The sequence below is a fragment of the Staphylococcus sp. FSL W8-0271 genome (assembly GCF_038006605.1).
In the GTDB taxonomy this organism is placed as follows: domain Bacteria; phylum Bacillota; class Bacilli; order Staphylococcales; family Staphylococcaceae; genus Staphylococcus; species Staphylococcus cohnii.
Genome location: NZ_JBBOVM010000001.1, coordinates 1,549,036 through 1,563,943, shown reverse-complemented (window position 1 = coordinate 1,563,943; position 14,908 = coordinate 1,549,036). Strand labels below are relative to the sequence as shown.

Annotated in this window: 11 protein-coding genes; all 11 read left to right on the top strand. The window is 33.1% G+C overall.

Going from position 1 to position 14,908, the window contains the following annotated elements; genetic code table 11:
• Positions 1 to 22 precede the first annotated feature (22 nt).
• The 11 genes from miaB to NST87_RS07660 all read left to right on the top strand — a co-directional run bounded on the left by miaB (position 23) and on the right by NST87_RS07660 (position 14,896).
• Positions 23 to 1,564, top strand: a complete 1,542-nt coding sequence (gene miaB, locus NST87_RS07710) for a tRNA (N6-isopentenyl adenosine(37)-C2)-methylthiotransferase MiaB (protein ID WP_019468720.1) — start codon at positions 23 to 25, stop codon at positions 1,562 to 1,564.
• Positions 1,564 to 1,923: a RicAFT regulatory complex protein RicA family protein gene (locus NST87_RS07705; protein WP_019468721.1), complete on the top strand. Its 360-nt coding sequence runs from the start codon at positions 1,564 to 1,566 to the stop codon at positions 1,921 to 1,923. Before miaB ends, NST87_RS07705 begins: the two co-directional genes overlap by 1 nt.
• 34 nt (positions 1,924 to 1,957) lie before the next feature.
• Positions 1,958 to 2,446, top strand: coding sequence for an energy coupling factor transporter S component ThiW (gene thiW / locus NST87_RS07700; RefSeq protein WP_340721519.1), 489 nt, complete (start codon positions 1,958 to 1,960; stop codon positions 2,444 to 2,446).
• 422 nt (positions 2,447 to 2,868) lie between these two features.
• Positions 2,869 to 5,511 carry a DNA mismatch repair protein MutS gene (gene mutS / locus NST87_RS07695; RefSeq protein WP_019468723.1) on the top strand — a complete coding sequence of 881 codons (2,643 nt, stop codon included), beginning with the start codon at positions 2,869 to 2,871 and terminating at the stop codon, positions 5,509 to 5,511.
• Positions 5,512 to 5,526: 15 nt separating this feature from the next.
• A complete protein-coding gene (mutL, locus tag NST87_RS07690; RefSeq protein WP_340721517.1) occupies positions 5,527 to 7,464 on the top strand; it encodes a DNA mismatch repair endonuclease MutL in 1,938 nt (645 codons plus the stop codon).
• Positions 7,465 to 7,477: 13 nt separating this feature from the next.
• The gene (locus NST87_RS07685) at positions 7,478 to 8,011 is read left to right on the top strand and encodes a glycerol-3-phosphate responsive antiterminator (protein WP_026034771.1); all 534 of its coding nucleotides are present in this window, start codon (positions 7,478 to 7,480) and stop codon (positions 8,009 to 8,011) included.
• 102 nt (positions 8,012 to 8,113) lie between these two features.
• Positions 8,114 to 9,148: a S66 family peptidase gene (locus tag NST87_RS07680; protein ID WP_340721515.1), complete on the top strand. Its 1,035-nt coding sequence runs from the start codon at positions 8,114 to 8,116 to the stop codon at positions 9,146 to 9,148.
• Positions 9,149 to 9,320: 172 nt separating this feature from the next.
• Entirely contained in the window at positions 9,321 to 10,139 is an 819-nt protein-coding gene (locus NST87_RS07675) for an MIP/aquaporin family protein (protein WP_019468727.1), read from the top strand.
• Between the two features lie 177 nt (positions 10,140 to 10,316).
• Positions 10,317 to 11,819 carry a glycerol kinase GlpK gene (gene glpK, locus NST87_RS07670; RefSeq protein WP_019468728.1) on the top strand — a complete coding sequence of 501 codons (1,503 nt, stop codon included), beginning with the start codon at positions 10,317 to 10,319 and terminating at the stop codon, positions 11,817 to 11,819.
• A 147-nt stretch (positions 11,820 to 11,966) separates the two neighbouring features.
• Positions 11,967 to 13,640: a glycerol-3-phosphate dehydrogenase/oxidase gene (locus NST87_RS07665; protein ID WP_019468729.1), complete on the top strand. Its 1,674-nt coding sequence runs from the start codon at positions 11,967 to 11,969 to the stop codon at positions 13,638 to 13,640.
• A 314-nt stretch (positions 13,641 to 13,954) separates the two neighbouring features.
• The gene (locus NST87_RS07660) at positions 13,955 to 14,896 is read left to right on the top strand and encodes an alpha/beta hydrolase (protein WP_340721512.1); all 942 of its coding nucleotides are present in this window, start codon (positions 13,955 to 13,957) and stop codon (positions 14,894 to 14,896) included.
• Positions 14,897 to 14,908: the final 12 nt, after the last annotated feature.

The window sequence follows — 14,908 nt, the reverse complement described above, 5'->3', positions numbered from 1 at the left end:
ATATAGAAAGGGTTTTGTTAGCGTGAATGAAGAACAAAGAAAGCAAACTTCTATAGATGTGTTGGCCGAACGCGATAAGAAGACAAAAGATTATAGTAAGTATTTTGAGCATGTATACCAACCACCAAGTTTAAAAGAAGCACGTAAACGTGGTAAAGAAGAAATACATTATAATACCGATTTTCAAATTGATGAAAAATATCGTGATATGGGTAAAGGGAAGACGTTTTTAATAAAAACGTATGGTTGTCAAATGAATGCACATGATACAGAAGTCATGGCAGGTATTTTAAGTGCTTTAGGTTATCAAGCAACGGAAGAAATAAATGAAGCGGATGTTATATTAATTAATACTTGTGCAATTCGTGAAAATGCAGAAAATAAAGTGTTTAGTGAGATTGGAAATTTAAAACACTTAAAAAAAGAAAAACCTGAAACAGTCATTGGTGTTTGTGGTTGTATGTCACAAGAAGAATCAGTCGTCAATAAAATATTAAAATCATACCAAAATGTGGATATGATTTTCGGTACACATAATATACACAGATTGCCTGAAATTCTTGAAGAAGCTTATTTATCGAAAGCAATGGTAGTGGAAGTTTGGTCTAAAGAAGGCGATGTAATTGAAAATTTACCTAAGGTTAGAAAAGGTAATATAAAAGCATGGGTTAATATCATGTATGGTTGCGACAAATTCTGTACATACTGTATTGTGCCATTTACACGAGGAAAAGAGCGGAGTAGAAGGCCACAAGATATTATTGATGAAGTTAGAGATTTAGCACGTCAAGGATATCAAGAAGTTACATTATTAGGTCAAAACGTTAATTCATATGGTAAAGATATTGATGGATTGGAATATGGACTTGGTGATTTACTTGAAGATATTTCAAAAATAGATATTCCGAGAGTACGTTTCACTACGAGTCACCCATGGGATTTTACTGATCGTATGATAGAAGTGATTGCTAACGGTGGAAACATTGTGCCGCATGTTCATCTACCTGTACAATCAGGAAATAATGCTGTACTTAAAATTATGGGACGAAAATATACAAGAGAAAGCTATTTAGATTTAGTAGATCGTATTAAGTCTAAAATACCTGATGTTGCTTTAACAACAGATATTATTGTAGGTTATCCAAACGAAACAGCAGAACAATTTGAAGAAACATTAACACTATACGATGAAGTAGCATTTGAGCATGCATATACGTATATCTATTCACAAAGAGATGGCACGCCAGCAGCAAAAATGCAAGATAATGTACCTTTAGAGGAAAAAAAGGCCAGACTACAACAGTTAAATAAAAAGGTAGCTTATTATTCTGAACAAGCTATGACACAATATGAAGGACAAACGGTTCAAGTTCTATGTGAAGGTGCTAGTAAGAAGGATGATACTGTACTTGCAGGTTATACAAATAAAAATAAACTCGTTAACTTTAAGGCACCTAAAGAGATGATTGGAAAAATTGTAGATGTAAAAGTTGATGAAGCAAAACAATTTTCGTTAAATGGTACATTTTTAGGAGCTAGTGAAAAAGCAGTGGTGACACAATAATGTATGAAAAAGATGAAATATTAGCTGAAGCAGATAAACTCAGCCAACGTATTCAATCATTAGACACTGTCAAAGAATATCAAGCGATTGAACAGCAAATTCATCATAATAAAAATATTGAGACACGCATGAAAGACTTGAAAAAAACACAGAAACAGTCTGTTAATTTACAAAATTATGGTAAACATCAGGCGTTACGTCAATCTGAAAATAAAATTCAAGACATTGAGCAAAATATTAATGTTATACCTATTGTTGAAGAATTTAGAGAATCACAAGCAGAAGCAAATGACTTATTGCAAATGATGATTAGTACGATGTCAAACCGTTTAAATGAAATTCAACAAGATAAAGATTAATACGTAATACACTTGTAGAAAGGAAATGAGCAATATGAAAACAAGAAAATTAACACTGACTGCGATATTGATTGCTATTAATGTAGTGTTAAGTAGCATTGTTGTTATACCTTTAGGGCCTATTAAAGCGGCACCTATTCAACATCTAATCAATGTTATATGCGCGGTATTTGTGGGACCTTGGTTTGGTTTGGCACAAGCGTTTATATCTTCGTTGTTAAGAATGCTATTTGGCACAGGTAGTTTCTTTGCATTTCCTGGAAGTATGGTTGGCGTATTATTAGCAAGTGGTTTTTACTATTATCGAAAACATATTTTTATGGCAGCAGTAGGTGAAGTTATAGGTACAGGTATCATAGGTAGTATCATGTGTATACCACTAGCATGGGTATTAGGTTTCGCTAACTTTGCTGTAAAGCCTTTAATGATAGCTTTTATTGCATCAAGTGTGATTGGTGCAATGATTAGTTACATCATTTTAATGATTTTGAAAAGAAAAGGTATTTTAAAACGCTTCTTATAAATATGTAAATATGAAAAGGTTAAGTTTCATTACTTTTAACATATAAAAGAATTAATTATAATGTAGATTTGTAATTAACTATTTGTATGTGCATATGAGACTTAATCTTTTTTATTTTATAAATATCATTTATCAATCAGCAAATTCATGAAGTTTTTATATCAATCTGCCCCTGTAAGCATAAGCGTAAAAACTAAAGTTATGTTAAAATTTAAGAGTTAAATGGACAATAAAATCTCGAGAATATGGTTTGACAGTACAAAACGATATAGTGGTAAAACCCCTGATATAAAGTATAGGTATCAATCAGGTGAACAATTGAGGAGTCATCTGATTTAATGATTCACCATACATAAGTGAAGATTTATTTAATATATTTTAAATTATAGTGAGAAACTAATAGAAGGATTGTGAAAGATTAAATGACTAACCAAACGCCAATGATGCAGCAGTATTTAAAAATAAAATCACAATATCAAGATTGTTTATTATTTTTTAGATTAGGCGATTTTTATGAAATGTTTTTTGAAGATGCAAAAGAAGCATCTAGAGTTCTAGAAATAACATTAACGAAACGAGACGCTAAAAAAGAAAACCCCATTCCTATGTGTGGTGTACCTTACCATTCAGCAGATGGCTATATCGAAACATTAATTAATAATGGATATAAAGTTGCTATTTGCGAGCAAATGGAAGACCCTAGACAAACAAAGGGAATGGTAAAACGTGAGGTAGTTAGAATCGTTACGCCAGGTACGGTTATGGATCAGGGAGGCGTAGATGAAAAACAAAACAATTATATTTTGAGCTTTGTACAAATAAATGATTGTTATGCACTAAGTTATTGTGATGTGTCTACAGGAGAACTTAAAGTAACATCTTTTAACGATCAAGCTACATTAATTAATGAAATAACAACAATTAATCCAAATGAAATTGTGGTAAATACACATATAGATGAGGAATTAAAACGTCAAATTAGTTTGACAACTGAAACAATTACAGTATTGAATGAAATATCAAATGCAGAATATGCAGTTAATACAAGTAATGATCAATCATTATATAATGCAACTCAGTTATTACTTGATTATATTTTCCATACGCAAAAACGAGATCTATCTCATATAGAAACTGTTGTAAAATACGAAGCAGTAGATTTTATGAAAATGGACTTTTATGCAAAACGTAATTTAGAACTGACAGAAAGCATACGCCTAAAAAGTAAAAAAGGAACATTGCTATGGTTGATGGATGAAACTAAAACCCCAATGGGTGCAAGAAGATTAAAACAGTGGATTGATAGACCGTTAATCCATAAAAATCAAATTGAATCTCGATTAGATACAGTTGAGCAATTTATTGACTTTTTTATAGAGAGAGATACTTTGAGAGAACATCTTAATCAAGTATATGACATCGAGCGACTAGTCGGTCGTGTAAGTTATGGGAATGTAAATGCTAGAGATTTAATTCAGTTAAAACATTCCATTTCTGAGATACCCAATATTAAACAATTATTAGATGGTTTAGATACAGAAACCACTGAACAATTTAAAGCACTTGAACCTTTAGATGAATTACTAACATTATTAGAAAATAGTTTGAAAGAAGAACCACCCATCTCTGTTAAAGAAGGTGGATTATTCAAAAAAGGATTTAATCAGGAGCTTGATGAATATTTAGAAGCATCGAAGAATGGTAAATCTTGGTTGGCTGAACTGCAGACAAAGGAACGTCAACGCACTGGTATTAAATCACTGAAGATTAGTTTTAACAAAGTCTTTGGATATTTTATTGAAATTACAAGAGCCAACTTGCAAGGTTTTGATCCTTCTGCATATGGTTATCATCGTAAACAAACTTTATCAAATGCAGAACGATTTATTACGGATGAATTAAAAGAAAAAGAAGATATTATTTTAGGTGCTGAAGATAAAGCGATTGAATTAGAATATCAATTATTTGTTCAATTAAGAGAGCAAATAAAAACATATACGGAGCGCTTGCAAAAACAAGCGAAAAACATTTCTGAATTGGATTGTTTACAAAGTTTTGCAGAAATAGCTCAAAAATACAATTATGCAAGACCTGCGTTTAGTGAAGACAAAACACTTAAATTAACAAATTCGAGACATCCAGTTGTAGAACGTGTCATGGATCACAACGACTACGTGCCAAATGATTGTAAATTAGATCAAGATACGTTTATTTATTTAATTACAGGACCTAATATGTCAGGGAAATCTACTTATATGAGACAAGTTGCAATTATAAGTATTATGGCACAAATGGGCGCATACGTACCTTGTGAAGCAGCTGTATTACCAATCTTTGACCAAATATTTACAAGAATTGGTGCTGCAGATGATTTAGTTTCTGGTAAAAGTACATTTATGGTTGAGATGTTGGAGGCACAAAAAGCACTTGCTAATGCTACAGCAGATAGTTTAATCATTTTTGATGAAATAGGTAGAGGTACTTCTACTTATGATGGATTGGCTTTGGCACAAGCTATGATTGAATTCGTTGCACATACTTCTCATGCCAAGACATTATTCTCTACGCATTATCACGAATTAACTACATTAGATCAGTCGTTGCCTTCGTTGAAAAATGTTCATGTTGCAGCAAATGAATACAAAGGTGAGCTTATCTTCTTGCATAAAGTTAAAGATGGAGCTGTCGATGATAGCTATGGTATCCAAGTTGCGAAGTTAGCACATTTACCAGAAGCAGTTATCTCACGCGCACAAGTAATTCTAGATGCATTTGAACAAAATAATAATCAAGAACAAACGACAAATGAAGATGTTAACGTTATTAAAGCAGGTGTGGAAGCACAATCTTTAGAAAAACCAATTGTAGCAGAAAATGATTACAACTATAGCAATGACAAACAAAAACATAATAGCAACCAGTTTGAACAAGCAGCTTTTGATTTGTTTGATTATCCAGCAGCACAAAGTGAAATAGAGAATGAAATTAAGCAATTAAATTTATCGAATATGACACCGATAGAAGCCCTAGTAAAACTTAGTGAATTACAGAATCAGTTAAAGTAGAGGTGAGGTCATTTAATGGGTAAAATAAAAGAATTACAGACATCCTTAGCAAATAAAATAGCAGCTGGTGAAGTAGTGGAAAGACCTGGATCAGTTGTAAAAGAACTATTAGAAAATGCAATTGATGCACAAGCAACAGAAATAAATATAGAGGTTGAACAATCAGGCGTCGCTTCTATACGTGTTGTTGACAACGGTACTGGTATTGAAATCGATGATTTAGATTTAGTATTCCATCGTCACGCAACAAGCAAATTGGATGCAGATGATGATCTGTTTCATATTCGTACATTAGGCTTTCGTGGCGAGGCATTAGCTAGTATTTCATCAGTTTCTAAGGTGACCTTGAAAACATGCACAGATAATCAAGAAGGCCAAGAAATATATGTAGAAAATGGCGAGGTTTTAAATCGAAAACCAGCTAAAGCAAAAAGAGGCACAGATATTTTAGTGGAGTCACTATTTTATAATACGCCAGCACGATTAAAATATATTAAAAGTCTATATACCGAACTAGGTAAGATAACAGATATAGTAAATCGTATGGCCATGAGTCATCCTGATATACGTATTTCGCTTGTATCTGATGGTAAAACAATAATAAAAACAAATGGATCTGGTAGAACAAACGAAGTGATGGCTGAAATTTATGGTATGAAAATTGCTAAAGACTTAGTGCATGTTACTGGGGATACAAGTGATTATCATTTAGAGGCTTATTTTGCGAAACCTGAACATTCTAGAAGCAATAAGCATTATATCTCTATCTTTATTAACGGAAGATATATTAAGAATTTCTTGTTAAATAAAGCGATTTTAGAAGGTTATCATACTTTATTAATGGTTGGTCGTTACCCAATTTGCTATATCAATATTGAAATGGATCCGATATTGGTCGATGTCAATGTTCATCCAACTAAATTAGAGGTAAGGTTATCAAAAGAAGACCAGCTCTATGAATTAATCGTAAACAAAATTCGTGAAGCTTTTAAAGATCGCATTTTAATTCCTCAAAATGATATGGATAAAATGACGAAGAAAAACAAGGTATTAAACCAATTTGAGCAACAGAAAATGGATTTTGAAAAACGCCAACAACAAAATAACTTTGAGCAAAATATTGAGCAAACAGCTGATTCAAACATGCATAATGAAAATGACACAAGTGTAGGAAATGAAGCATCTTATATAAATCAACACAATGATGAACAAAATCGTATTCAAGAATCACAAAATGATTATAAGAAAATACAAAATGAACTACTTTATGATTTAGAAACAACCAATAATGATGCTACTGATAATGAAGTCTCAGTTGAAGATAATAGTGATAATGATATTAAAGGTCATGTGAGTGCTTCACCAACTCGTCGAATACCCTACATGGAAATTGTTGGACAAGTGCACGGTACCTACATTATCGCTCAAAATGAAAATGGTATGTTTATGATTGACCAACACGCAGCTCAAGAAAGAATAAAGTATGAATATTTCAGAGAAAAAATTGGTGATGTTGTAAATGAAAGTCAAAATTTATTAATCCCGTTAACTTTCCATTTCTCAAAAGATGAATTAATGATTATTAATCAGTACAAAGAAGAATTAGATAAGGTAGGGGTGCATTTAGAACCATTTGGTGGGCATGATTATATTGTAGATAGCTATCCTGTATGGTTTCCGCAAGAAGAAGCAGAAGAAATCATCAAAGATATGATTGAACATGTACTAGAACATAAAAAAGTCGATGTTAGAAAAATTCGTGAAGAAGCTGCGATTATGATGAGTTGTAAAAAATCAATTAAGGCTAACCACTATCTAAAAAATAATGAAATGGCAGATTTAGTCAATCAGTTGAGAGAGACTGAAGATCCATTCACCTGTCCGCATGGAAGACCCATTATTATTAATTTCTCAAATTATGAATTAGAACGTCTATTTAAACGTATTGTCTAAGGAGGAATTCATGTTGAAACCGCATATTTTACCTGCAGTTCGCTCAATGAAAGATTTAGAAAAATTAACCATGACAGATTATAAGGAATGTGTCATGTTAGATGCGCATATTGGGCATGTTAAAAGTATCATGGGTCTATTAAACAAGAATAATATTGAAACATACATGCATATCGATTTAATCAAAGGTATGAGCCATGATGAATTCGCGTGTGAATATATTATTCAAAATTATCATCCTAAAGGCATCGTTTCAACCAAGACAAAAGTAATTAACAAAGCAAAATCATTAAATACGACAACTGTGTTCAGAGTATTTGTATTAGATAGCCATGCATTATCTAGAAGTATTGAATTAATTAAGCGTGTAGAACCAGATTTTGTGGAAGTTTTACCAGGAGTTGCTACAAAAGCCATACGTATCATTAACGAAGAAACGAATACTGCTGTAATTGCTGGTGGACTCATTAACAGCAAAGAAGAAGTAGACATTGCAGTTTCAAATGGTGCAAAATACATTACAACTAGTGATCGATCGTTATGGTAATCTAATCAGATGATATAACTAAAACAATAAAAGTTAAGTATTTTGATATCATCAATATATTTGCGAGAGACTGCTGTGTACGAGTATAGGGAGTTGTTGATAATGAGAAAACCAATGCAATTAAAAGAAGGAGACACTGTTGCGATTGTGTCTCTTTCTTCTGGTTTAGCAGGTGAAAGTGATATATTATGGCGAACGCGACAAGGCATTCATCGTTTGGAAAGTGAGTTTGGTTTAAAGGTCAAAGTAATGCCCCATGCACTCAAAGGTGTAACGTTTATTCACAATCACCCAGAATGTAGAGCAAAAGATTTAAATGAAGCAGTAAAAGATCCAGAAGTTAAAGCGATTATTAGTTGTATTGGTGGAGAAGATGCGATACGCATTTTACCTTATGTAGATTTGCAGGCAATTGCAACAAATCCTAAAATATTCAGTGGTTATTCAGATACAACTACTGTACATTTGATGTTTTATAAAATGGGGATAGTTAGTTTTTATGGGCAGGCATTACTTACTGATTTTGCAGAAAATATTGCAATGGATACATATACTGTAGAGAATATTAACAAGTGTTGGTTTAATACAAATAAAATTGGAACAATAGCACCAGCATTTTATATACGACCATACGGATTAAAGTGGGATATAAAAAATAAAAACAGGTGTAGACTTGAAATAATGCAAAATGGATACGAAATTTTAAAAGGTAATAAAAAAGTAAGAGGCCATCTTTTAGGCGGGAATCTAGAAACTTTTGTTGACTTACGTCATACTTCAATATTTCCTGAAATTGAGGCTTTTAATGGAGCGATATTATTTTTAGAAACATCAGAAGACACACCGACACCGGAAATGTTTGCTGAATATTTAGAGCAATTGCTGGAGCATGGTATTTTAAATCGTCTGAATGGCATGATTTTTGGCAAGCCTTTTAACAATGTATATTATGAAAATTATAAAAAAGAAATATTAAAAATAATTAAAAAATGCCATAATCCTAAAATGGTTGTTTTTTATAATTTATCATTTGGTCACAATGAACCCAAACATGCCATTCCTTATGGGTTGATGGCACAAATTGATCCATTAACCGGTCAGTTTAGTATCGATGAAAACAGTGTAGTATTCACTTAAGTTGTGACAACTTTTCTACAAAAACATTTGACAACGCTTACAACAACGGTGTAAGATAAACTCAAGTTAATATTTAGAACAGAGATGGGAGATTTCTACAGTAATTAAACCGGTGGTTCACAACTGGATATAATTGTAGGGGTCTCCCTGTCTTATTTTAGGAGGAGTCTTTATGAGTGAATATTTTGCTGAATTTTTGGGAACAGCAATACTTGTACTATTTGGGGGAGGCGTTGTTGCAAACGTCAACTTAAAAAGAAGTAATGGGAATGGCGCAGATTGGATCGTTATTGCTACAGGTTGGGGATTAGCAGTTTCTATGGGAGTGTACGCTGTAGGTAATATATCAGGTGCACATTTAAATCCTGCAGTGACTTTAGCGTTTGCAATGGATGGCGCGATTAATTGGTCTATGGTACCTGGTTATATCATCTGTCAAATCCTTGGTGGTATTGTTGGTGGTGCATTAGTTTGGCTAATGTATTTAGCTCAATGGAAAGCAACAGAAGATCAAGGTACAAAATTAGCTGTATTTTCTACAGCTCCTGCCATTAAGAACTATTTTGCAAACTTTATGAGTGAAATTATTGGCACAGCTATTTTAACAATGGGACTTTTATTCATCGGTATGAATAAAATTGCTGATGGGCTAAATCCATTAATTGTCGGTAGTTTAATCGTTGCAATTGGTTTAAGTCTAGGTGGTCCAACAGGCTATGCAATTAACCCAGCGCGTGATTTAGGTCCGCGTATTGCGCATGCCATTCTACCAATCTCAGGCAAAGGCGATTCTAATTGGTCCTATGCAATTGTACCAGTGTTAGGCCCTGTAACTGGTGGTATGATTGGTGCGGTAATTTATAGATTATTTTATAAAGGTGCATTTGATACAATGTCAGTGGTTGCAATCGTATTATTAATCATCACACTTATTTTAGGTGTCGTATTAAATAAAGCGAAAAATGCTAAAGGTATTGAATCGATATATTAATTACGTTTAATTTATTTGTATTTACGTTAAAATATAACTAGATATTATTATCATTGGATTAATATAAAATTATTAGTTGAGTGAACTAATAAAAAAAGGGTACAGAAAAGTATGTATATCAATGTGAATTACATATGTAATTCGTGTTATGAACATTAGAAGAGGGAGCTAATAATTATGGAAAAATATATTTTGTCAATCGACCAAGGCACTACGAGTTCTAGAGCAATTCTGTTTGATCAAGACGGAAAAATCAAAGGCGTTGCACAACGTGAATTCAAACAATATTTTCCAAAATCAGGCTGGGTAGAACATGATGCTAATGAAATTTGGACGTCTGTTTTAGCTGTTATGGCTGAAGTTTTAAATGAAGAAAACGTTGGTGCAGATCAAATTGCTGGTATTGGTATTACAAACCAACGTGAAACTACGGTAGTGTGGGATAAGAAAACATCAAGACCGGTATATCATGCAATTGTTTGGCAATCACGTCAAACACAAGGCATCTGTCAAGAGTTAAAAGAACAAGGTTTAGAAGATAAATTCAGAGAAAAAACAGGTCTCTTATTAGATCCGTATTTCGCTGGGACAAAAGTTAAATGGATTCTTGATAATGTAGAAGGTGCAAGAGAAAAAGCTGATAATGGAGATTTATTATTCGGTACCATTGATTCATGGTTAGTTTGGAAATTATCTGGTGGCAAAGCACATATTACAGATTATACAAATGCTAGCCGTACATTGATTTATAATATCCATGATTTAGAATGGGATCAAGAATTATTGGATATATTAGAAATTCCAAACACTATGTTACCTGAAGTTAAAGAATCTAGTGAAGTTTATGCAAATACCATTGATTATCATTTCTTTGGACAAGAAGTACCAATTGCTGGTATTGCAGGTGACCAACAAGCAGCATTATTTGGTCAAGCTTGTTTTGAACGTGGAGATGTCAAAAACACTTACGGTACAGGTGGCTTTATGTTGATGAATACAGGTGAAGAAGCTGTAGCATCTAAAAGTGGCTTGTTAACAACAATCGCTTATGGGTTAGATGGAAAAGTTAATTATGCACTTGAAGGTTCTATTTTTGTTTCAGGTTCAGCTATTCAATGGTTACGAGATGGACTAAGAATGATTAATTCTGCACCACAATCAGAAAACTACGCAGAACGTGTAGAATCTACAGAAGGTGTTTATGTTGTGCCTGCATTCGTAGGTTTAGGAACACCATATTGGGATGCAGATGCACGTGGAGCAATCTTTGGTTTAACGCGTGGTACTGAAAAAGAACACTTTATCCGTGCTACATTAGAATCACTGTGTTATCAAACGCGTGATGTACTTGAAGCAATGGAAAAAGATTCTGATATTACAGTGAATAACTTGCGTGTTGACGGTGGTGCTGTTAAAAATAACTTTATTATGCAATTCCAATCTGATTTATTAAACGTGAGTGTTGAACGTCCGGAAATTAATGAAACAACAGCATTAGGAGCTGCTTATTTAGCTGGTTTAGCTGTAGGTTTCTGGGATAATAAAGATGAAATTGCTAACCGTTGGAAACTAGAAAAAGAATTTAATCCAGATATGGAAGAAAAAGAAAGAAATAAATTATACAAAGGCTGGAAAAAAGCTGTAGAAGCAACGCAAGTCTTTAAGTTAGACGATGAATAAAAGAATTAGACTTATCTAAGTTTCTTATGCTATAATAAGGGTAAGTTAATATTATCGAGATGAGAATTGAGAGACACTGTTCGTACAATTATATATGTATGGGATAGGTCTCTCTTTTTTTATTACTACTAGGAGGCGCTAGATTTTATGAGTTTATCAACTTTGAAAAGAGAACAGATTAAGAAAGATTTAAAAAATGATACTTTTGATGTTGTCATTATCGGTGGAGGTATTACTGGTGCAGGTATTGCATTAGATGCAACACAAAGAGGTATGAAGGTCGCGTTAGTAGAAATGCAAGACTTTGCACAAGGTACAAGTTCACGTTCAACAAAATTAGTCCATGGTGGTTTACGTTATTTGAAACAATTGCAAGTGGGCGTCGTAGCAGAAACTGGTCGTGAGCGTGCGATTGTATATGAAAATGGGCCTCATGTAACGACACCAGAACGCATGCTATTGCCAATGCATAAAGGTGGTTCAATGGGTAAATTCACCACAGCTATTGGTTTAACAATGTATGACAGACTGGCAGGCGTGAAAAAATCAGAACGTAAAACAATGTTAAATGCTAAAGAAACGTTAGCAAAAGAGCCACTTGTTAAAAAATCAGGTTTAAAAGGTGGCGGATCTTACGTTGAATATCGTACCGACGATGCGCGTTTAACAATTGAAGTTATGAAACGTGCAGCTGAAAAAGGCGCAACAGTAATTAACCACACGAAATCAGTACATTTCACATATGACTCAAATGAAAAGGTAAATGGTATTCAAGCTGAAGATCAAATTACTGGTGAAACTTACCCAATTAAGGCTAAAAAAGTAATCAATGCGAGTGGACCATGGGTAGACGAAGTGCGCAGTGGCGATTATGCACGTAATAACAAACAATTGCGCTTAACAAAAGGTGTTCATATTGTTATAGATCAATCGAAATTCCCATTAGGACAAGCAGTATATTTTGATACTGAAAAAGATGGACGTATGATTTTTGCGATTCCTCGTGAAGGCAAAGCATATGTAGGTACAACAGATACGTTTTATGATAATGATAAAACGTCACCATTAGCAACACAAGAAGATAGAGATTATTTAATCGACGCAATCAACTATATGTTCCCAGATGTAAATGTAGCAGATGAAGACATTGAATCATCATGGGCTGGCGTGAGACCATTAATTTTAGAAGAAGGTAAAGATCCTTCAGAAATTTCTCGTAAAGATGAAGTATGGGAAGGTAAATCTGGTTTACTCACGATTGCTGGTGGTAAATTAACCGGTTATCGCCATATGGCATTAGAAATTGTGGACTTATTATCAAAACGCTTAAAATCAGAGTACGGTTTGAAATTTGATAAATGTGCTACAAAACACTTACCAATTTCTGGTGGAGATGTTGGTGGCAGTGCAAACTTTGATAACTTTATTGATAAAAAAGTTGAAGATGCCAAAGCTTATCAAATAGATGATGCGACAGCACGTCATTTTGCAACGAAATATGGTTCGAATGTAGAAGAATTATTCAAAATTACTCAAACAGCTCAATATCAAGAGTCTGGTTTACCATTAGATATTTATACAGAATTGATTTATTCTATCCAAAACGAAATGGTTCATCGCCCAACAGATTTCTTTATTCGTCGTACTGGTAAACTTTATTTCAAAATAGATGATGTTCTAAATTATAAAGAGCAAGTGATTGATGTAATGGCTGAGTTACTTGGCTACACAGATATTCAAAAAGACTTGTTTACAAAAGAACTTCAAACTGCAATTGATGAAGCTCAAACAGGTAATAATCAACCTGCAGTTAAAGAATAAATTTAAATATTGTAAGAATTTATCATTGAATACTCATATATATGGGTTCGTGGATTCAAACTATGAATAATAATTTCTCCCCTTCAAAGTAGACATTAAAAAATGTAAGCTTTGAAGGGGTTTTTATATCTGAAATTTATAAAGTGGCACAGTGTTTTTTAGTAAGTTTTAAGATATAATGCATTACATTTTACTAATAATAGCGTTGTAAAATGTAATAATGCTTAATAGCATTGTATTTGAAAACAGTGTATTTTGAAGGTATATTGTATAATGTATGATGAATGAAACGAAACGTGATTTGGGGGTAAAACATGAGTGGAAATGAGTTTAAAATCACTGTTGCAGATGGGACAACTTTAGAGGTGAAATTGAATAAGGCAAAAAAAGATACGATTGGTATTATTCACTTACTTTATGGTATGGCGGAACATATGGATAGATATGATGCGCTTGTTGAATCATTAAATCAACAAGGATATGACGTACTGCGACACAACCATAGAGGGCATGGTAAAGATATAGAATCATACGAACGTGGTCATATTGATAGTATGGAGCAAGTAGCTGATGATACTTTTGAAATTGCACAGACATTGTATTCTGATTCTATGCACACGCCATATATTATTTTAGGGCACTCTATGGGTTCTATTATCGCTAGAATTTTCACACAAAAATATCCTGATGTTGCACAAGGCATGATTTTATCAGGAACAATGCAGTACCCTAAATACCTAGGGAAACTCGTACAAATAGTTTTAAAACTTATCACTTTAATAACTGGAAAAAGACGGTGTTTAAAATGGTTAAACCAAATAATGTATAAAACCTTTAATAAGAATATAAAAAATAGTAAATCGAAAAATGATTGGTTATCCAGTGATGAGCAAGAAGTAGAAAAATTTGAAAAAGACCCTTATACTGGATTTTTAGTCTCAAATCAATTGATTTTTGAAACAGTAAAATATATGTTACAGACAAGTAAATTAAAAAATATAAAGAAAATGAAATCAGGCTTACCCATTTTACTAATTTCTGGCAAAGATGATGCGATAGGTAATTATGGCAAAGGGATTAGACATTTAGGGAAACTATATAAAAAAGGTAATATTCAACATATCACAGTACATTTATATAAAAATAAAAGACACGAAGTGTTATTTGAAAAAGATGCGACGACTACATGGCAGCATATGTACGATTGGATAGAAAGACAAATTTTAAAAAAATATAACAGAGCAGATAAAGCATAGAGAGAGTTGATA